This is a genomic window from Kitasatospora sp. NPDC004615 (assembly GCF_042873545.1).
Classification (GTDB): Bacteria; Actinomycetota; Actinomycetes; order Streptomycetales; family Streptomycetaceae; genus Kitasatospora.
Map to the genome: position 1 here is coordinate 398,747 of NZ_JBIALQ010000003.1, position 20,359 is coordinate 419,105.

General features: G+C 72.3%; 16 protein-coding genes and 1 pseudogene. 8 read left to right on the forward strand and 9 right to left on the reverse strand.

Annotated features, from left to right (window positions below; genetic code table 11):
* The first annotated feature begins 220 nt into the window (after nucleotides 1–220).
* From ACFYS8_RS12960 to trxA, 7 genes are all read left to right on the forward strand, one after another.
* Nucleotides 221–2,677: a DUF6049 family protein gene (locus tag ACFYS8_RS12960; RefSeq protein ID WP_387639792.1), complete on the forward strand. Its 2,457-nt coding sequence runs from the start codon at nucleotides 221–223 to the stop codon at nucleotides 2,675–2,677.
* A gap of 50 nt (nucleotides 2,678–2,727) precedes the next feature.
* Nucleotides 2,728–5,085, forward strand: a complete 2,358-nt coding sequence (gene murJ / locus ACFYS8_RS12965; protein WP_387639795.1) for a murein biosynthesis integral membrane protein MurJ — start codon at nucleotides 2,728–2,730, stop codon at nucleotides 5,083–5,085.
* Between the two features lie 291 nt (nucleotides 5,086–5,376).
* Nucleotides 5,377–7,440 carry a serine/threonine protein kinase gene (locus ACFYS8_RS12970; protein ID WP_387639797.1) on the forward strand — a complete coding sequence of 688 codons (2,064 nt, stop codon included), beginning with the start codon at nucleotides 5,377–5,379 and terminating at the stop codon, nucleotides 7,438–7,440.
* A 110-nt stretch (nucleotides 7,441–7,550) separates the two neighbouring features.
* The gene (gene sigM, locus ACFYS8_RS12975) at nucleotides 7,551–8,360 is read left to right on the forward strand and encodes an RNA polymerase sigma factor SigM (protein WP_387639799.1); all 810 of its coding nucleotides are present in this window, start codon (nucleotides 7,551–7,553) and stop codon (nucleotides 8,358–8,360) included.
* Nucleotides 8,357–9,262: an anti-sigma factor family protein gene (locus ACFYS8_RS12980; RefSeq protein ID WP_387639801.1), complete on the forward strand. Its 906-nt coding sequence runs from the start codon at nucleotides 8,357–8,359 to the stop codon at nucleotides 9,260–9,262. The genes sigM and ACFYS8_RS12980 overlap by 4 nt, the downstream gene beginning before the upstream one ends.
* Nucleotides 9,263–9,415: 153 nt before the next feature.
* Nucleotides 9,416–10,381, forward strand: a complete 966-nt coding sequence (trxB, locus tag ACFYS8_RS12985; RefSeq protein ID WP_387639803.1) for a thioredoxin-disulfide reductase — start codon at nucleotides 9,416–9,418, stop codon at nucleotides 10,379–10,381.
* Nucleotides 10,382–10,500: 119 nt separating this feature from the next.
* Complete coding sequence (gene trxA / locus ACFYS8_RS12990) at nucleotides 10,501–10,827, forward strand: thioredoxin (protein WP_380480255.1); 327 nt, start codon at nucleotides 10,501–10,503, stop codon at nucleotides 10,825–10,827.
* 215 nt (nucleotides 10,828–11,042) lie between these two features.
* Here trxA and ACFYS8_RS12995 read toward each other — a convergent pair whose 3' ends face one another.
* The 9 genes and pseudogenes from ACFYS8_RS12995 to rpmH all read right to left on the reverse strand — a co-directional run bounded on the left by ACFYS8_RS12995 (nucleotide 11,043) and on the right by rpmH (nucleotide 17,595).
* The gene (locus ACFYS8_RS12995; protein WP_387639806.1) at nucleotides 11,043–11,660 is read right to left on the reverse strand and encodes a GNAT family N-acetyltransferase; all 618 of its coding nucleotides are present in this window, start codon (nucleotides 11,658–11,660) and stop codon (nucleotides 11,043–11,045) included.
* Between the two features lie 118 nt (nucleotides 11,661–11,778).
* Entirely contained in the window at nucleotides 11,779–12,831 is a 1,053-nt protein-coding gene (locus tag ACFYS8_RS13000) for a ParB/RepB/Spo0J family partition protein (protein ID WP_387639809.1), read from the reverse strand.
* A pseudogene (locus tag ACFYS8_RS13005) lies at nucleotides 12,828–13,844 on the reverse strand (ParA family protein); the annotation flags it as partial. The pseudogene ACFYS8_RS13005 and the gene ACFYS8_RS13000, both read right to left, overlap by 4 nt.
* 210 nt (nucleotides 13,845–14,054) lie before the next feature.
* A complete protein-coding gene (gene rsmG / locus ACFYS8_RS13010) occupies nucleotides 14,055–14,834 on the reverse strand; it encodes a 16S rRNA (guanine(527)-N(7))-methyltransferase RsmG (protein WP_387640716.1) in 780 nt (259 codons plus the stop codon).
* A gap of 139 nt (nucleotides 14,835–14,973) precedes the next feature.
* Nucleotides 14,974–15,495, reverse strand: a complete 522-nt coding sequence (locus ACFYS8_RS13015; protein WP_387639812.1) for a protein jag — start codon at nucleotides 15,493–15,495, stop codon at nucleotides 14,974–14,976.
* A gap of 57 nt (nucleotides 15,496–15,552) precedes the next feature.
* Nucleotides 15,553–16,695: a membrane protein insertase YidC gene (gene yidC, locus ACFYS8_RS13020; RefSeq protein ID WP_387639814.1), complete on the reverse strand. Its 1,143-nt coding sequence runs from the start codon at nucleotides 16,693–16,695 to the stop codon at nucleotides 15,553–15,555.
* A gap of 3 nt (nucleotides 16,696–16,698) precedes the next feature.
* Nucleotides 16,699–17,013: a membrane protein insertion efficiency factor YidD gene (yidD, locus tag ACFYS8_RS13025; RefSeq protein ID WP_387639816.1), complete on the reverse strand. Its 315-nt coding sequence runs from the start codon at nucleotides 17,011–17,013 to the stop codon at nucleotides 16,699–16,701.
* Entirely contained in the window at nucleotides 17,010–17,438 is a 429-nt protein-coding gene (gene rnpA, locus ACFYS8_RS13030) for a ribonuclease P protein component (protein WP_387639818.1), read from the reverse strand. Before rnpA ends, yidD begins: the two co-directional genes overlap by 4 nt.
* A 19-nt stretch (nucleotides 17,439–17,457) precedes the next feature.
* Nucleotides 17,458–17,595: a 50S ribosomal protein L34 gene (rpmH, locus tag ACFYS8_RS13035; protein ID WP_387639821.1), complete on the reverse strand. Its 138-nt coding sequence runs from the start codon at nucleotides 17,593–17,595 to the stop codon at nucleotides 17,458–17,460.
* A 427-nt stretch (nucleotides 17,596–18,022) separates the two neighbouring features.
* On the opposite strand from rpmH, the gene dnaA reads away from it, so the two are divergent.
* A complete protein-coding gene (gene dnaA / locus ACFYS8_RS13040; RefSeq protein WP_387639823.1) occupies nucleotides 18,023–19,867 on the forward strand; it encodes a chromosomal replication initiator protein DnaA in 1,845 nt (614 codons plus the stop codon).
* Nucleotides 19,868–20,359 lie beyond the last annotated feature (492 nt).

Sequence of the window (20,359 nt, forward strand, 5' to 3'; positions counted from 1 at the left end):
GCAGTGGACACGGCTCACAAGGGTACGTGCCCGCCCTGCCCCGCCGCCCTCCTGTTTCCTCCGCCCCGCCGCTCCGGCCAGCTTCCGGCCCGCAACACTGCGTGCCGCAAAGCGTCGTTACCATGCCGGGTGAACGCTCCTTGTCGGAGACCGCCGGGGTCGGGCGGGGCCGCGTCGGTGCGTGGGTCGATCGAGACGATCAGGAACGGCGAGGACGCGCGTGGACGAGCGGACCGGGCGGGGCGCGGCAGGGGCCGGGCGCCGCGGACGGTGGACGGGCCGGCTGGCCAGGAGCACCGCCGCCCTGCTGGCAGGCGGGCTGGTCGGTGCCCTCGCGGCCGCCCCGGCGGCGGCCGGGCCGGGCACCCTGGTGACGGCGTCGGGCGAGTACCCGGCGGCGGTGCAGATCGACACGGTGCAGGTCGGCACCGGGGCGCCGCAGATCGTGCACGAGAACGACACCGTGACGATCACCGGCAAGGTCACCAACTCCGGTTCGGAGAAGCTGAAGTCGTCGAAGGTCATGGTCCGGGTGCCGAACCCGGGCAAGCCGATGCTGGCGACCCGCAGCGACATCGACATGATGGGCTCCTGGGGCTCGCCGAGCGCCAAGGACGGCACCCCGCTGGAGAACCCGGCGCAGGACGTCGGCGACCTGGACCCGGGGCAGAGCAAGGACTTCTCCCTGCCGGTGCCGGTGTCCGCGCTTGGCGCCAAGGAGACCGGCAGCTACGAGCTGGCGGTGGACCTCTGGGGCCGGACCGGCGACGACAAGGCGCACTCGCTGGGCATCGCCCGCACCTACCTGCCGGTCCAGGGCCGGACCACCGCCAAGCCCTCGCCGGTCGCGGTGGTGTGGCCGCTGACCCACGCCCCGGTGCTGGTCGCGCAGACCATGCCGGACCAGGACCAGACGCCGGTGCTCCGGGACGACAGCCTGGTGGGCGAGCTGACCGGTGACGGGCGGCTGAACCAGCTGGTCGAGATCGGCGCGAACATGCCGAACCTGACCTGGGCGATCGACCCGGACCTGCTGGACACCGTGCTCGCGATGACCAAGACGTACCGGGTGCAGAAGCCCGGCACCTCCGGCGAGTCCGCGCGCGACGACAACACCGTGCCGGGCACCGGCCGCGACGCGGCGACGGCCTGGCTGGCGAAGCTGAAGGCGGCGGTGTCGAAGTCGGGCTCCGAGGTGGTGTCGCTGCCGTACGCCGACCCGGACCTGGCGTCGATCGCGCACAACGGCGCCAAGCTGAACGGCATGGACAACGCGCTGCGCAAGGCCATGACGGCCGGGCAGGTCACCACCGAGGGCCGCCTCCAGGTGAACGCCCAGTCGGACGTGGCCTGGCCGTACCGGGGTCTGCTGGACCAGCGCACGGCGGCGGTGGCGAACGCGGCGGGCGGCCGGCTGGTGCTGGTCAACGGCGCGTCGATGCCGGAGTCCGACAAGCTGACGTACACGCCGGGCGCGGCGCGTCCGATCGGCAACGGGCAGACCGCGGTGGTCTCCGACGCCGTGCTGGCCTCGCTGTTCCAGGGCGACCTGGGCACCGCGCACGACCGCACCGCGGCCCAGCAGCGGTTCCTGGCCGAGACCCTGGCGATCGCCCACCAGGAGCCGGAGCACCCGCGCGGCGTCCTGGTGCTGCCGTCCCGCTCGCTGACCGTCGGCACCGCGCTGGCGCTGCGCGACTCGATGCAGGCGGCGTCCGGCAGCGGCGGCTGGGTGACCCCGGCCACCCTGCAGAAGGTCTCCGAGATGCCCGCGGACCCGGGCGTCAACACCGACGTCCCGAACGACTACCCGGGCGACGCGACCGGCGCCGAGCTGTCCTCCGCCGAGCTGACCGCCACCATGGGCATCCAGGACGGCGTGGACCAGCTGATGATGATCCTCACCCAGCCGGAGCGGGTCCGCGGCCCGTTCAGCGCGGCCATGGTGCGGTCGATGTCCACCAGCTGGCGCGACCAGCAGAAGGCCGGCGTCGACTACCGGGCCGGCGTGCAGCGCTACCTGGACAACCTGAAGTCCGCGGTCCGGGTGCCGAAGAAAAGCACCGTGACGCTGCCGGGCGACAACGCGACGCTGCTGATCAGCGTGAAGAACGACCTCACCCAGGCGGTCGGCAACCTGGAGCTGCGGCTCTACTCGAGCCAGCAGAACCGCCTCCTCGTGGGCGACAACCAGCCCGTCGTGCTGGACGCCACCACCAGCCGCACCTTCCGCTTCCCCGCCGAGGCGCAGGTCAACGGCCAGGTCAAGGTGAACGCCGAGCTGTGGACCACCGGCCCCAACCCGCGGCGCTACGGCGAGCCGGTGGAGTTCGTCGTCGACGTCACCTCGGTGGCCAGCGGTGTGACGTACGTGATCGCCAGCGGCACCGCGCTGATGATCCTCGCCGGGCTGCGGTTCTACCTGCAGCGCAAGAAGCGCAAGGCGGCCGGCGAGATCGACGAGGACCCGGAGCGGCTGCTGTCGGACGCCGAGGGCGGTGACGACGGCGACGCGCAGGCCGACGCCGACGGGAAGCCGACCGACGCGCAGGCCGACGCCGACGCGAAGCCGACCGACGCGCAGGCCGACGCTGGTGGGAAGCCGACCGACGCGGAGCCCTCGTCCGACCGGGATGACAGCGATCGGGTCTCCGGTGATGAGAAGGTGGATCACTAGGCGCTTCACCCCCGGGCGCCAGTCCCCCCTCTCTGACGTGGATTGGTGGCATGAACGAGCGGAGCGAGCGAGCAACCCAGGACCAGGGCGGAGGTGGGCCCGAGGACCGCGCGGGCGGTCCACGGTCCGCCGCCGCCCCCGCCGACCCCACCGCCGACTGGTACGTCGCCGACACCTACGCCCGTGACCCGTACGCCGCCGAGGCGTACGGGGGCACGGACCCGTACGGCGAGGTCGACCTGCCGGACGCCGCGGGCGCCCAGGACACCCCGAAGGCCACGGCGGCGGTGCCCGGCCAGCCGAGCCGCGAGTCCGAGGCCACCCTGCAGCTGACCGCGCCGGCGCCGCGCTGGGCGTCGATCGCCGCCGAGGTGGCCGCGGAGGCCGCCGAGCCGGCCGGGTCGCGCCGGGACACCGGGACCGCCGAGTACGTCGGCGTGGAGACCCTGCTGTCGGCGCCCGAAGAGGCACCGGCGCCGGCACCGGAACCCGCGCAGGCCGTGACGATGGCCACGGACGTCGACGCGCCGGGCGACCCCGAGCCCGCCCCGGCCCCCGAGCCGGTCCCCGCGGGGGGCGAGCGTCACCCGTACGTGCCGCCGATCGAGTTCGACCCGCCGCTGTCCGAGGAGGAGGCGGTGATGCGGGCCGACGCGGCCGTGCTGGAGGCCAACGCCGCCGCTGCCGCGCCGCCCGAGCCCACCGCCCCGCCGGCCCCGCCGGCCCCGACCGCCCCGCCCGAGCCGGTCGTCGACGGTGCCGGCAGCAAGGTCGCCGGGCTGCTGAACTCCAGCGCCATCATGGCGGCCGGCACCCTGGTCTCCCGCGGCACCGGCTTCCTGCGCACCATGGTGATCGCCGCCGCGATCGGCGTGGCCTCGATGGGCGACTCGTACAACGCCGCCAACACCCTGCCCACCCTGCTGTACATCCTGATCGGCGGCGGCGCGCTGAACGCGGTGTTCGTCCCGCAGCTGGTGCGCAGCATGAAGAACGACGAGGACGGCGGCACCGCCTACGCGAACCGGCTGCTCACCCTGGTGGTGACCGGCCTGGCGGGCGTGGTGTTCGTGGCGGTGCTGGCCGCGCCGGTGCTGGTGCAGCTGATCTCGCACGCGCTGATGCGCGACCAGCAGAGCGCCGACACCACGGTCGCGCTGGCCCGGTACTGCCTGCCGACCATCTTCTTCATGGGCGTGCACGTGGTGATGGGCCAGATCCTCAACGCCCGCGGCCGGTTCGGCGCGATGATGTGGACGCCGGTCCTGAACAACCTCGTGGTGATCTTCACCTTCGCGATGTACATCGGCGTGTACGGCACCTTCCAGCACACCGGGGTCACCCCGCAGGCCATCTCCCCCGAGGGCGTCCGGCTGCTCGGCATCGGCACCATGCTCGGCCTGGCCGTGCAGGCGCTGTCGATGATCCCGTACCTGCGCTCGGCGGGCTTCTCGTTCCGGCCGCGCTTCGACTGGCGCGGGCACGGCCTGGGCAAGGCGGCCCGGCTGGCCAAGTGGACCTTCCTGTTCGTGCTGGCCAACCAGGCGGGCTTCCTGGTGGTGACGCAGCTGGCCACCGCGTCCGGCAAGGCCGCCGAGCACGACGGCCACCTCGGCGTCGGCCTGGCCGCGTACTCCAACGCGCTGCTGATCTGGCAGCTGCCGATGGCCGTGATCACCGTGTCGGTGATGAGTGCGGTGCTCCCCCGGCTGTCCCGGGCGGCCGCCGACCAGGACGCCGGGGCGGTCCGCGACGACCTCTCCTACGGCCTGCGCACCTCGGCGGTGGCGATCGTCCCGGCGGCGTTCCTGTTCCTGTCGCTGGGCCCGGTGATCGGCTCCTCGATCTACGGCCTGGGCAACGGCGGCGCGGCCGCGCAGGGCACCACCGCGGTCGGCTACATGCTCTCCGCGTTCGCCCTCGGCCTGATCCCGTACTCGGTGCAGTACGTGCTGCTGCGCGGCTTCTACGCGTACGAGGACACCCGCACCCCGTTCTCCAACACCGTCTGGGTGGCGCTCACCCAGGCCGGCACCGCGGTGCTGTGCTGGCTGGTGCTGCCCGCGCAGTGGGCGGTGACCGGCATGGCGCTGGGCTACGGCCTGTCCTACGCGGTGGGCGTGTTCGTCGCGGTGCCGAAGCTGAAGGCGCGGATCGGCGGCCTGGACACCGCCCGGATCACCAAGACCTACGTCCGGCTGGCGATCGCCTCGCTGCCCGCCGCCGTGGTCGGCCTGGCGATCGAGCTGTTCGCGCTGCGGGTGCTGGACGGCTGGCTCGGCAACGTGCTGACGCTGCTGGCGGCGGCCGTCGTCCAGGTCGCGGTGTTCCTGCTGCTGGCCCGCCGGATGCGCATCGAGGAGCTCAACGCGCTCACCGGAATGGTCCGCCGGCGGCTCGGCCGCTGACCCGGAACACCGGTCACAGGTTGACGGCACGTCACCCGGAGTGCTGACGATCCGTCGACGACCCAGTCCGCCTACGGTGGGCCGGAGTCGGGGTACGCCCCCGATTCCGGCCCATTCGTCTGCCGTTCGCACGGAAGTGGGCGAGTGGGCAACCTCCAGGCACTCTCAGCGGTCGTACAGGGGGGCCGGGAGTGGGCACAATTGACCTTGCAGCACGGACGTCCACTCCGGCAGCGGCTCGTCGACCGTCCCGGCTTGGCCCGGGACGACACAAGGGGAGGCAGGACCACGGTGGCTGACGGCACCAAGGCGATCGTCGACACGTCCGAGACGGACGGGGCGGCGACCGAGGCCGCGCCCGGAACCTCGCAGCGCGACACCGGATCCGACCGCGGCCCCACCGCGAAAGGCTCCGCCGCCCGCGCGGTGAAGAGCACCGCGAACGGCTCCCCGAAGGACGCCGCGAAGAGCACCCCCCAGGACGCGTCGAAGGACGGGGCGAACGGCTCGGCGAAGTCCCGGGTGAAGGACACCGCGGCCACCCCCCTGCGGCCCGCCCTCACCGCACCCGCCGCCGAGGCCGGAAGCGACGAACCGCAGCAGCCGCTCGCCGAGGCCACCGCCCCGCTCTCCGCGCAGGAGATCGACGCCGAGCTGGCCGCCCAGGGCGCCGCCCGCACCGAACGCCCCTCCCGCAGCCGCGGCGTGCGCCGCCCGCTGCCCCCGGTCGAGCCGTCCGAGCCCGCCCCGGCCACCAGCACCGAGACCCTGGACGCCGACACCGCCACCCTGCCCACCGTGCTGCCCGCCCCGCAGCGACACAGCGGCGACAAGATCGGCGGCCGCTACCGGCTGGAGGAGTGCATCTCCGAGTCGGACACCTTCACCAGCTGGCGCGCCGTCGACGAGAAGCTCCGCCGCGCCGTCGGCGTCCACCTGCTCTCGGCCGGCCACCGCCGCGCCAAGTCGGTGCTCACCGCCGCCCGCAGCGCTGCTCTGCTCGGCGACCCGCGCTTCGTCCAGGTGCTGGACGCGGTGCAGGAGGGCGAGCTGGTGTACGTGGTCCGCGAGTGGCTGCCCGGCGCCCGCGACCTGGCCGAACTGCTGGCCGACGGCCCCCTCGAGCCCTACGACGCCTACCAGATGGTCCGCCAGGTCACCGACGCCATCGCCGCCGCCCACCAGCGCGGCCAGGCGCACCTGCGGCTCACCCCCAAGTGCGTGCTGCGCACCGACGGCGGCCAGTACCGGATCAACGGCATCGCGGTGGACGCCGCCCTGCGCGGCCTGCCCACCGAGGACGCCGAACTGACCGACGTCCGTGCGATCGGCGCACTGCTGTACGCCGCGCTCACCCACCGCTGGCCCTACCCGGAGGACCGCTACGACCTCCAGGGGCTCCCCAAGGACCTCGGCTGCGTGCCCCCGGACCAGGTCCGGGCCGGCGTCCACAAGGGCCTGGCGGAGCTCGCCGCCCGGATCCTGTGCGAGCAGCCGCCGCAGCACAAGGCGCCGATCACCACCCCCGCCGAACTGGCCGCGGCAATCGCCGAGCTGCCCAAGATCCGCCCGCCGGAGCAGCCCGCCCCGCCCGCGCTGCGCGCCCTGCCCACCTCCCGGCCGCGCTACTCCCCCGCCGCGCCCACCCAGGCGATCCCCACCACCGCACCCGCCCCCGCACCGGCCCCCGCTCCGGCCCCGGTCGCCCCCCGGCCCGCTCCGCGCCGCCGTCGCGGCCTGCGCCGGGTACTCAAGTGGACCGCCTCGCTGCTGGCCCTGTCCGCCGTCACGGTCGGCTCCTGGCAGGCCGTGGAGTACGTCAACAAGAAGGACAGCGGCACCACCAGCCACAGTTCGCCCGCCCCCACACCGAGCGGCAGCGCCCCCGCCGCCACCGGCGCGAAGCTCGCCATCAGCTCGATCGTCCCGTTCAACGCGTACGGCGACAACAAGGACGAGCACACCAGCGAGGTCCCGAACGCCACCGACGGCAACCCGTCGACCGCCTGGACCACCCAGCGCTACAACGACCAGCTCGGTGACTGGCGGCCCGGCACCGGCCTGCTGATCGACCTCGGCTCGCCCCACCCCGTCAGCTCGGTGGACGTCCAATTCATCGGCTCCACCAAGGTCGAACTGCGGGCCGCCCCGACCGGCGCCACCACCGCGCCAACCGCCGACGACAACGGCTTCAAGACCCTCAGCCAGATCGCCACCGGCTCCGGCAACAAGGTCAGCCTGAAGCCCACCGCCCCGGTCAACACCCGGTACCTGCTGGTCTGGCTCACCAACCTGCCCACCGGCGACGACGGCGGCTACCGCGGCAAGATCGCCGAGATCCAGGTCAACGGATAGCCCCGACCGGCAGCCGGAACCCCGGCACCTCTTGATCCGCCCCGCCGGATCCCCAACGATGGTGACCCACGGCCGCCGGAGCGGACGGCCGGACCGCGAGGAGGGGGCGGATGGCCGAGGAGCCCACCGACGCCGAACTGCTCGCCCGGCACACGGCGGGCGATCCGGACGCCTTCGGGGTACTGGTACACCGCCACCGCGACCGGCTGTGGGCCGTCGCGGTGCGCACCCTCGGCGACCGCGAGGAGGCCGCGGACGCACTCCAGGACGCCCTGGTCTCCGCGTTCCGCGCCGCGGCCGGCTTCCAGGGCCGCTCGGCGGTCACCACCTGGCTGCACCGGATCGTGGTCAACGCCTGCCTGGACCGCGCCCGCCGCGGCGCCGTCCGCCGGGCCGAGTCGCTCGACCAGCACCCCGGCGGCCCGCCGGAGGCCGCGCTCGGCACCAGCGAGGGCGCCGAGAGCCACGCGGTGCGCTCCGAGACCCGGCGCGAGGTGGCCGACGCGCTGGCCGCGCTGCCCGCCGACCAGCGGGCCGCCCTGGTGCTGGTCGACATGCAGGGCTACCCGGTCGCCGAGGCCGCCGAGGTGCTCGGCGTCCCGGTCGGCACCGTCAAGAGCCGCTGCGCCCGCGGCCGGGCCCGGCTGCTGCCGCTGCTGCGCCACCTCGGCCCGGGCGGTGTTCCACGTGAAACCGATGCTGCCCAGGTTCCACGTGGAACCGCCGCCGCCCGCGTTCCGCAGGAGACCGATCCGGCCCGTGTTCCACGTGGAACAGGCCTCGCCCCAGGCCCCCGGGAGGCCCCCGGTGTTCCACGTGGAACACCGCCCGCGCCCCGGACCGGGAACCCGAACCGGCCCGCCCCCGTCCCACCAACGGATCCCGCCACCGCGCTGGAAGGAGATGCGACCCCGCGATGACGCCGCACCCGCCTTCCGAGCACCCCGATCTGGACGTGCTGGCCGACCTGGCCGAGGAGCTGCTCCCGCCCGAGCAGGCCGAGCCGCTCCACCACCACCTGGCCGGCTGCCCGTCCTGCGCCGAGGACTACGCCGCGCTCCGCGGCCTCCCGGAGCTGCTGGCGGACACCCCCGCCCCGCCGATGCCGCAGGACATCGCCGACCGGCTGACCGCGGCGCTGGCCGCCGAGTCCGCCGCGCGCACCGAGACCCACCCCGAGGACCGGACCGAGGCCCGCACCGACGACCGTCCGGAGCGCCCCGCCGCAGGCCCGTCCGGCCCGCCCCGCACCGGGGGGCCCGCCGGGTCCCCGCGCGCCGCGAGCGGCCCCGGCCGCCGCGAGCGCCGCCGCCGTCGCGCCCTGAGCCTGCTGCTCGCCACCGCCGCCGTGGCCGTGGTGGCCACCCTGGGCGGGGTGCTGCTCAGCCGGAACGCACCGAGCAGCACGGTGGCCACGACCGACAGCGGCAAGGCCGTGCCCCAGCCGACGGCCGCCGACGCCTCGCGCCCCAAGCCGAACGTCGCCGGCAGCGACGGCCCGAACCTCACCGCAGGCAGCGGCGGCCCGGACTTCACCGCCGACCAGCTCCCGGCCCAGATCCACGCACTGCTGGCCACCAAACCCGTCGCGGGCCTCTCCCCGGCCGACGCCGGCAACGGCCCCGCGGCCTGCGCCCTGAGCGCGGCCGGGCACCCGGGCGAACCGCCGCTGACCGCCGGAACGGGCAGCTACCAGGGCCGGCCGGTGCTGGCCCTGGTGTTCCGCCCGCCGGGCGGCAGCGGGCCGCTGGACGTCTACCTGGCCACCCCGGACTGCCCCGGTTCGACGATCCTGCTGCACAGCACCGTCCCGGCCCCCTGATTCCTCACCGTTCCACGCCGCCCACTCCCGGACCGTGGGTGGTTGGTGCGGTCGGGCCTGGGAATGCGGGAGACTGGTAAGTCGTTGTCCGGGGCGGCGGAGCGACCGCCCTCCCCCGCGCAAGCGGGACGCCCATGCGAACCAGGAGATGCAGTGAGCGACGTCCGTAACGTGATCATCATCGGTTCCGGCCCGTCCGGATACACCGCTGCGCTGTACACCGCGCGTGCCTCCCTCCGGCCGCTGGTGTTCGAGGGCGCGGTCACGGCCGGCGGCGCGCTGATGAACACCACCGAGGTGGAGAACTTCCCGGGCTTCCGCGACGGCATCATGGGCCCCGAGCTGATGGACAACATGCGCGCGCAGGCCGAGCGCTTCGGCGCCGAGCTGGTCCCGGACGACGTCATCGCCGTCGACCTCACGGGCGACATCAAGACCGTCACCGACTCCGAGGGCACCGTGCACCGCGCCCGCGCCGTGATCGTCACCACCGGCTCGCAGCACCGCAAGCTCGGCCTGCCGAACGAGGACAAGCTCTCCGGCCGCGGCGTCTCCTGGTGCGCGACCTGCGACGGCTTCTTCTTCCGCGACCAGGACATCGCGGTGGTCGGCGGCGGCGACACCGCCCTCGAGGAAGCCACCTTCCTGTCCCGCTTCGCCCGCAGCGTCACGGTGGTCCACCGCCGCAACAGCCTGCGCGCCTCCAAGGCGATGCAGGAGCGCGCCTTCGCCGACCCGAAGATCACCTTCGCCTGGGACAGCGCGGTCGAGGAGATCCACGGCGACCCGAAGCTGACCGGCCTGACCCTCCGGGACACCAACACCGGCGACCTGCGCGAGCTCCCGGTCACCGGCCTGTTCATCGCGATCGGCCACGACCCGCGCACCGACCTGTTCAAGGGCCAGCTCGACCTCGACGCCGAGGGCTACCTCAAGGTCGACGCCCCCTCCACCCGCACCAACATCCCCGGCGTCTTCGCCGCCGGCGACGTGGTCGACCACACCTACCGCCAGGCGATCACCGCCGCCGGCACCGGCTGCTCCGCCGCGCTGGACGCCGAGCGCTACCTCGCCGCGCTGACCGACGCCGAGGCCGAGACCGCGGCCGTCGCGGTCTGACGCCACACCGGGCCGAGCAGCCCTCCGGCCGGGGGCGGCGACCGTTTCCTCCCCGAAACAGAACCGCCCCCGCCGTTGTTATCCCTCTCGCATCTCTCCTCCGACCCCAAGGAGTTCCCGTGGCCGGCGCCACCAAGGAAGTAACCGACGCCACCTTCGCGGCCGAGGTCCTCAAGAGCGACAAGCCCGTCCTGGTCGACTTCTGGGCCACCTGGTGCGGCCCGTGCCGCCAGATCGCCCCGGTCCTGGAGGACATCGCGGCCGAGCACGGCGACAAGCTGTCCGTCGTCAAGCTCGACGTGGATGCCAACCAGGAGACCGCCGCGGCCTACAACGTGATCTCCATCCCGACGCTGAACGTCTACAAGGGCGGCGAGCTGGTGAAGACCATCACCGGTGCCCGCCCGAAGGCCGCGCTGCTGCGCGAGCTGGCCGAGTACCTGTAGTCCGTTCCGGACGGCCGTCGCCGAGGCGGCCCGCGCGGGGAACCCCCGTACGGGCCGCCTCGGCGTTTCCGTGGCCCCACGAGCCGTCGCAAGCCACCGCAAAGCTCCACGAGGCTTCGTCAGGAAGCCCTGAGAATACGGCGGCCCGCTCCGCGCCGACCGGCCCGGAGCGGAGAACGCGTCCCACAAACTCCCTCAGGCACCCTCAGTCACCCTCAGAACGGCCGCAGCGCCGGTTCCTTGCGCCGCCCGCCGAGCAGCCGCTCCAGCGCGCCCTCCATGTCACCCTTCCAGGACAGCGTGGAACGCGCCTCCAACCGCAGCCGCGGATACCGGTGGTGCGGCCGGACGGTCTTGAAGCCGACCGCCAGCAGGTACTCGGCGGGCAGCACGCAGCTGGGGATCTCACTGCCCTGTGCGCCGAACGCCTCGATCGCCCGGAAGCCGCGCCGGATCAGGTCCTTGGCCACCGTCTGCACCAACACCCGCCCCAGGCCCTGTCCCTGAAACCCCGGCAGCACCCGGGCGACCATCAGCTGCACCGCGTCCGGGGAGATCGGGCTGGTCGGGAACGACTGCCCGCGCGGCACGTACGCGGGCGGGGCGTAGAGCACGAACCCGGCCGGGCGGTCGTCCACGTAGGCGACTCTGCCGCAGGATCCCCAGTCCAGCAGTACCGCGGAGATCCAGCCCTCCTTCTCCAACTCGCCCTTGCCGCCGTCCTGCGCGGCCCGTCCGCTGACCGGATCGAGCTCCCAGAACACGCAGGAGCGGCAGGTGTTCGGCAGCTCCGAGAGGTTGTCCAGTGTCAGCGGAACGACCCTTCGCCCCACGCCCGTACCTCCTCCTCCACGCGGAAACCGGCCCTGGAGTCCAGTCTGCTCCGAGCGACGAAACGGGTGCACGTTTCACGTGAAACATGCACCCGTTGTTCGCCGTTCGGGCTCACCGTCAGGACAGCTGCAGCCCCTGCTCGCCCGGCGCGAGGCTGTCCAGGATCCGGTTCAGGTCCTCGACCGAGGCGAACTCCAGCACCACCTTGCCCTTGCCGATCCGGCCGTCACGCTGCGAGGCCTCGACCTTGACCCGGGTCTCGAAGCGGTCCGAGAGCCGGTCCGACAGCTCGGTGAAGGCCGGCGAAACCGTCCGGCCCACCCGCGGACCGGCCTTCTTCGCCTTCGGGGTCTCACCGGCCATCAGCCCGGCGATCTCCTCGGTGGCCCGCACCGTCAGCAGCTCGGCCACCACCCGCTCGGCCAACAGCTCCTGGCCCGCCCCGTCCGGCACCATCAGGATCGCCTTGGCGTGCCCGGCGGTGACCGTCCCGGCCGCGACCTTCAGCTGCACCGCGACCGGCAGCTTCATCAGCCGCAGCGTGTTGGACACGTGCGAGCGGGACTTGCCGACCCGCCCGGCCAACTGGTCGTGCGTGCAGGCGAAGTCGCGCAGCAGCTGGTCGTACGCGGCGGCCTCCTCCAGCGCGTTCAGCTCCGCCCGGTGCAGGTTCTCCAGCAGCGCGTCCAGCAGCAGCTTGTCGTCCTCGGTGGCCCGGACGATCGCCGGGATCACCTCCAGGCCGGCCTCACGGGAGGCCCGCCAGCGGCGCTCACCCATGATCAGTTCATAGCGCTCCGGGCCGGTCTGACGGACCACCACGGGCTGCAGCAGGCCGACCTCCTTGATCGAGGCGACCAGTTCGGCGAGCTTCTCCTCGTCGAACACCTCGCGCGGCTGGCGCGGGTTGGGGCTGATCGAATCCAGCGGCAGCTCGGCGAACCGGGCCCCGTTCACCGGCGCCAGCGCCTGCTCCAGCACACTGCGGCGCTGGTCCCCGGCCAGCTCCCGCAGACTCTCCGCGGCGGCCTTGGCCGCCACCGTGCCGCGATCGGTGGGAACCACCGGCGCCAGCGGGGCGGCCGGTGCGGCCGCTCCCCCGGCCGCCGCCGGGGTCGCCGGAATCAGCGCCCCCAGACCCCTGCCCAGACCCCTGCGCGTGCCACTCACCGCATGCCCTCCATCGAACTGTGCTGTGCCGTCGACGCGGACGGCTCCGCGCCATTGCGAGGCGGAACGACCTCCGCACCCGCCCGGTGGCGCCCCACCGTCGTCTTCGCGACCTCGGCCCGCAGCGCCAGCTCGCGCCCCGCCTCCAGGTAGGAGAGCGCGCCACTGGAACCGGGGTCGTAGGTGAGCACGGTCTGCCCGTAGCTCGGGGCCTCGGAGATGCGCACCGATCGCGGGATGGCGGTGGCCAGCACCTCCTTCTCGAAGTGCGTCCGCACCTCCTCGGCGACCTGCGCGGCCAGCCTGGTCCGGGCGTCGTACATGGTCAGCAGGATGGTCGACACGTGCAGCATCGGGTTCAGGTGCGCCCGCACCAGCTCCACGTTCTTCAGCAGCTGGCCCAGTCCCTCCAGCGCGTAGTACTCGCACTGGATCGGGATCAGCACCTCCTGGCCGGCCACCATGGCGTTGACGGTCAGCAACCCGAGCGAGGGCGGACAGTCGATCAGCACGTAGTCCAGCGGCTGCTCGTAGGCGGCGATGGCCCGCTGCAGCCGGCTCTCCCGGGCCACCAGCGAGACCAGTTCGATCTCCGCGCCGGCCAGGTCGATGGTGGCCGGGCAGCAGAACAGCCCCTCGACGTCCACCACCGGCTGCACCACGTCGGCCAGCGGCTTGCCCTCCACCAGCACGTCGTAGATCGACGGCACTTCGGCGTGGTGGTCGATGCCCAGGGCGGTCGAGGCGTTGCCCTGCGGATCGAGGTCGATGACCAGCACCCGCAGGCCGTGCATGGCGAGCGAGGCGGCCAGGTTGACGGTGGTGGTGGTCTTGCCGACCCCACCCTTCTGGTTGGCGACCACCATGACCCGGGTGGCGGCGGGTCGGGGAAGCCCCTCCCCGGCGTACCCGGTGACGGGGACGACGGCGTGCGCGGCACGTGCGACGGGGGTTTCATCCACCTGATCGACGATCTCCGACTCCTGCATGGGGGCCAGTGTTTCACGTGAAACCGGAGCCGCGACAGTCACTGCCGGGTCCCGTTCACGGGTCCGGTTCAGCTCCTGATCAAGTACGCCGGTCAGCAGGAAGCGACGTTTCACGTGGAACACGATGCCCGGAATGTCGGTATCCGGCGGCCCGACACTCCGGGGTGCCGACAAGCCGACGGGGCGGGTGACCCGATCGCCACCCGCCCCGCAACTTCACCGCGTCCAACCGGGTCAGCGGCGCCCGCGGCCACTGCCGCCACGCCGGCCGGCGCCCTCGGCGCCCTTGCCGCCGCGACCGGCCCGGGCCGCCTTGGCCCGCCGGGTGGCCGCCTTGACGCCGCCGGGGCTCTCGCCGGCCTCCACCCGGACCACCCGGGTCTGGGTCTCCAGCACGCCCTCGCCGACGCCGATCACCGACCACTTCACCGCGCCGAGCCGGGTCAGCGCCGCCCGCGAGTCGGTCAGCTCCTGCTCCGCGGTGTCGCCCTTCAGCGCCAGCATCTGCCCGTAGGGCCGCAGCAGCGGCATGCCCCATCCGGCCAGCCGGTCCAGCGGCGCCACCGCACGGGCGGTCACCACGTCCACGGCCAGCTTGCCGATCATCTCCTCGGCCCGGCCGCGCAACACGGTGACGTTCTCCAGACCGAGCTCACGGACCACCTCCTCCAGGAAGGTGGTGCGCCGCAGCAGCGGCTCCAGCAGCGTCACCGAGACGTCCGGGCGGGCCAGCGCCACCGGGATGCCGGGCAGCCCGGCACCCGAGCCGACGTCGCACAGCGAGACCTCGTTGGGCAGCAACTCGCCCAGCACCGCGCAGTTGAGCACGTGCCGGTCCCACAGCCGGGGCACCTCACGCGGACCGATCAGGCCGCGCTGCACGCCGGCGGTCGCCAACAGCTCGGTGTAGCGCACGGCCAGTGGCAGCCGATCGCCGAAGATCCGTCCCGCTGCCGCCGGCGCTTCGGCCAGCCCCTCCAGCGGCGCCTCAGGCTCCGTGCCGTCCCTGTCCATCTCTGCCTCTCCGCTCACCGTCGAATCCACCCACCCGTCCTGCACTGTTCCACGTGAAACATCAGTCCACCGCAAAGGCAACGACCCCGCCCGCGAGAGGCGGGCGGGGTCGGACGCCGTTCCGACGGCACCACCGGCATCAGGCCGGCAGTACGACCACACAACGCTGGGGCTCCTCGCCCTCCGACTCGCTGCGCAGCCCCGCGGCTGCCACCGCGTCGTGCACCACCTTGCGCTCGAACGGGGTCATCGGCTGCAGCTTGACCTGCTCGCCGGTGCGCTTGACCCGCTCGGCCGCGTCCGCGCCCAGCTCCGCGAGCTCGGCCCGCTTGCGCGCCCGGAAGCCCGCGACATCCAGCATCAGTCGGCTGCGCTCACCGGTCTCCCGGTGCACGGCCAGCCGGGTCAGCTCCTGGAGCGCCTCCAGCACCTCGCCGTCCTGGCCCACCAGCCGCTGCAGCGTCCGGTCGTCGCCCTCGCCGACGATGGAGACCAGCGCCCGGTCCCCCTCGACGTCCATGTCGATGTCGCCGTCCAGGTCCGCGATGTCCAGCAGACCCTCCAGGTAGTCGGCGGCGATGTCACCCTCGCGTTCCAGACGCGTGAGGGCGCTCTCACCGGCCGGCGCGGTCTCGACGGCGGAGGTGGTGCCATCGGTCACAGGTGGACTCCTTCAGCAATGAGGCCCTCGGATGGGGGCCGGGAACGAGGGTCGGGACTACTTCTTCTTCGGCCGCGGGGTCTGGCCGCCGCGCTTCGGCTGCTGACGCTGACCCTGCCGGTCGGCCGGCTTCGCCCCGCCCGCCTTCGTACCGGGCTGCTCGGCCTCGGTCGGCTCGGCGCTCGCCTCGTCGCCCGCCGGGCCCTGTTCCTCAGCGGCGTGAGCCTGGTGGGCCGCCGTCGCCTGGCGCTGGGCCTTGCTCTGCTTGCGCGGCTGCTGCCGGCGCACCTGCACGCTCTCCTCGGCCACCGCCTGGGCCTGGGCCTCGGCGCTCTTGGAACCACCGGTCAGCGTGGCCAGCACACCGCCGGCCTTCTTGACCGAGCCGTCCGGGTTGAGCCGGCCCTGCTTCTTCAGGCGGGCCTGCCGCTCGTCCCACGCCCGGCTGCCCGGCGTCGGGTTGTTGCGGATGACGACCAGCTGCTGGCCCATCGACCAGACGTTGGTGGTGAGCCAGTAGACCAGCACACCGACCGGGAAGTTGATGCCCATCACGGCGAACATGACCGGGAAGACGTACATCAGCATCTTCTGCTGCTGCATGAACGGCGTCTTGACCGACAGGTCCACGTTCTTGGTCATCAGCTGGCGCTGCGTGATGAACTGCGACAGCGACATCAGCACGATCATGACCGCACAGACGATCTGCACCTGAATGCTGTCCGCGCCGACGAACTTCGCCGACAGCGGGGCACCGAAGATGTGCGCGTGCTTGGCGCTCTCCAGCAGGCTCTGGTCGATGACGCCGATCGGCTTGTCGTTGGCGACCGAGGCCAGCACACCGTAGAGGGCGGTGAAGAACGGCGCCTGCACGAGGATCGGAAGGCACGAGGAGAACGGGTTGGTACCCGCCTCCTTGTACAGCTTCATCATCTCTTCGGACTGGCGCTGCTTGTCGTTCTTGTAGCGCTCCTGGATGGCCTTCATCTTCGGCTGGATCGCCTGCATGGCCCGGGTCGCCTTGATCTGCTTCACGAAGAGCGGGATCAGGCAGATCCGGATGACGACCACCATCATCACGATGGACAGGCCCCAGGCCCAGCCGCCGTCAGGATCGAAGACGTGGCTGAACAGCGAGTGGAACTGGACGATGATCCAGGACACCGCGTAGTAGAGGGGACTCAGAAAACCGAAGGTCACCGGTCAGACTCCTTGGACATCGGGCTTCGCCACCGGCTCCGGCTCGGCGGTCCCGCTCGTGGGGGTCATCAGATTGCGCAGCCGGCGGTGCCACACCGGATGCTTTCGCGGCGGAACGTGGTCGACCCCACCGGGAGACCAGGGATTGCAGCGCAGGATGCGCCAAGCGGTCAGCCCGCTTCCCTTGATCGCCCCATGGACGCGCACCGCCTCGTACCCGTAGCGGGAGCACGAGGGGTAGTAACGGCACACCGGGCCGAGCAGTGGACTGATCGTCCACTGGTAGAGCCTGATCAGGCCCATCAGCAGGTACTTCATCGCCCTGTTCCCGTCGGGGCACTGCCGGCCGGATCCGACCTGATCAGGCGGCGCAGCGCCGCGTCCAGGTCGTGCCCGAGTTCTTCGTACGAGGCCGCCGCCGCAGCGGGCAACGCCCGTACCACTATCAGGCTACCTTCGGGCACCCGGGACAGACGCTCGCGGACCAGGTGACGCAGCCGACGCTTCACCACGTTGCGGACCACGGCCGGACCCACGGCCTTGCTCACGACGAAACCCGCACGCGCCGAAGGAAGCCCCTCGGCGACGTGCGGGCGGGAGTCGCTGTTCCGGTCGGCGCCCTCATCAGGTGCCACCTCTCTGTGGAGGTGGACCACCAGCAGGGGCCGACCGGCGCGGCGACCGCGTTTCACCGCGGTCGCGAAGTCCTGGCGCCGCCGCAGCCGATTCTCGGTGGGCAGCACTGCAGACCCTTGGCGCGGATCAGGCGGACAGGGCGCTGCGGCCCTTGTTGCGACGCGCGGCCAGGATGGCGCGGCCGGCGCGGGTACGCATACGCAGCCGGAAGCCGTGGGTCTTGGCGCGACGACGGTTGTTCGGCTGGAAGGTGCGCTTGCTCACTCGGGGGCTCCTGGGGTGAATCGTAGGATGACGGGAGGTCGCTTGGCCGTCACCGTGCGTCCGCGCGATCTCCCCTTGCACTGGGAAATCCGGTCCCGGGGCCCAGATCTGCTGGACCGGGACCACCACGGCGCCCGTGCTGCGCGCGTCATGGAAGCGGGTGGACCCGCGGACATGCGGCAGCGGCCATCGACAACTCGACCTGGTTACGGTACGCGGCGGCGGGTCCGAGGGTCAAACCAGGTGGGTGTCGGCCCGTTGCCCACAGCCTGTGGACAACGACTTGAATCAGCTCTGCGCGCTGACTACCGTTGCAGGACTTGTCTCTTTTGTTCTGTGCTCGCGGCCGCCTTCGCACCGCGCCCACCCCAACCACTCCCGACCTTGACTGACTGCCCCTGCCCGGGGAACGAGAAAGCGTGTACCAGTGGCTGATGTCAACAGCGATCTCGTCCTGATGTGGTCGAGGGTCGTCGAGCGACTGGTCAGCGACAGCGATGTCGTGGAGAAGGACAAGAACTGGGTCCGTCGCACCCAGCCGATGTGGATGATGCACGACACCGCCCTGCTCGCGGCGCCCAACGAGTTCGCCAAGCAGGTGCTGGAGGGCCGGCTGCTGCCGCAGCTGACCGAGGCCATCTCGCACGAATTCGGCCGGCAGGTGCGGATCGCCGTCATGGTGGACGCCAACGCCGCCCCGCCCGCCGAACAGGAGCCCGAGCCGGAGCCCGAGGACGGCGCGGAGTGGCCGCACCCGCGGTCCGAACACGGCTACCCGTCCGAACAGGGCTACCCGTCGGAGCAGGGCTATCAGCAGGCCGAACAGGGCTACCAGCCGCAGCCGGGCGCCTGGCCGGGCCGCCCCGGCGGCGACGACTACCAGCGCCCGTCCTACCCGCAGGGCTACCCGCCGGCCGAGCCCTACGGGGCCCCGCCGCAGGACCCGTACCGGGAGCAGCCCGACCCGAACGGCGGGAGCTGGGAGCCGCAGGCGGCGCCCGAGCGGCGCCCGGAACCGGCCCCGCGGCGGACCAGCCGTCCGGGCCCGGACTCGGCGCAGGGCGACCTGTTCGGCGGCGCGCTGGGTTCCCCGGACGAGGACCGGCCGCGGCACGGCGGCTCCCGGCGGGGCGCGCCCCGTCCGTCCGACCGGCCGGCCCCGGTGGAGCGGCGACCCGCTCCCGGCGTCCCGGCCCCGCCCGGCGCTCCCCCGGCCGGCGGCTCCCGCAAGGACGAGCCGAACGCCCGGCTGAACCCCAAGTACCTGTTCGACACTTTCGTGATCGGCGCCAGCAACCGCTTCGCGCACGCCGCGGCGGTGGCGGTCGCCGAGGCCCCGGCCAAGGCGTACAACCCGCTGTTCATCTACGGCGAGTCCGGTCTCGGCAAGACCCACCTGCTGCACGCCATCGGGCACTACTCGCGCAGCCTGTTCCCGGGCACCCGGGTGCGGTACGTGAGCTCCGAGGAATTCACCAACGAGTTCATCAACTCGATCCGGGACGGCAAGGCGGACGCGTTCCGCAAGCGCTACCGGGACATCGACATCCTGCTGGTCGACGACATCCAGTTCCTGGCCAGCAAGGAGTCGACGCAGGAAGAGTTCTTCCACACGTTCAACACCCTGCACAACGCCAACAAGCAGATCGTGCTCTCCTCGGACCGGCCGCCCAAGCAGCTGATCACGCTGGAGGACCGGCTGCGCAACCGGTTCGAGTGGGGCCTGATCACCGACGTCACGCCGCCGGAGCTGGAGACCCGGATCGCGATCCTGCGCAAGAAGGCGATCCAGGAGCAACTCAACGCTCCCGCCGACGTGTTGGAGTTCATCGCGTCCCGGATCACCCGCAACATCCGGGAGTTGGAGGGCGCGCTGATCCGGGTCACCGCGTTCGCCAACCTGAACCGGGCGCCGGTGGACCTGGAGTTGGCCGGGATCGTCCTGAAGGACCTGATCCCGGGCGGCGCCGAGGACGCCGGGCCGGAGATCACCGCGCAGGTGATCATGCAGCAGACCGCCGCGTACTTCGGGCTGGGCGTGGAGGACCTGTGCGGATCCTCGCGCAGCCGGGTGCTGGTGACGGCCCGTCAGATCGCCATGTACCTGTGCCGGGAGCTGACCGACCTGTCGCTGCCGAAGATCGGCGCGCAGTTCGGCGGCCGGGACCACACCACGGTGATGCACGCGGACCGGAAGATCCGCTCGCTGATGGCCGAGCGGCGGTCCATCTACAACCAGGTCACCGAGCTGACCAACCGCATCAAGAGCTAGCCGCAGGGCGGCAGTTGACGTATCCGAAGGGGAGTCGGGCCGAGTCGGCCGGGCTCCCCTTCGGCGTGCCCGCAGCGGGCCGCAGACGGGCCGGAAACAGGTCGGAGACGGACCGGGGACAGGCCGGGGACAGGCCGGAGACGGGCCGCCCGGGCGAATCCGGGCGATCCGTGGGTGTGGAACGGCCGGCAGCGGGGCAGGAATCGACTCAGTGGCCCCGGGCGGCCGACCCGCCGCCAACCCGAACATCAGCGCAGCAATTCGAACGGTTCGGGTGCGTACTGGAGTTGTCCACAGGAACGGGTGGGATTTCCCCGTCCACAGGCTCCACCGGCCCGAGTTATCCAGAGGTTCCTCCACAGGCGGATCACGGCTACGCTCTTCGGCGCAGGTCAGACCCCTGTGGACTTGTGCACAACAGTTATCCACAGCCTGTGGAGAACTGAGGAGCCGTCAGGGTGTCCTCAGCGTCGTCCACAGGTCGTCCACAGG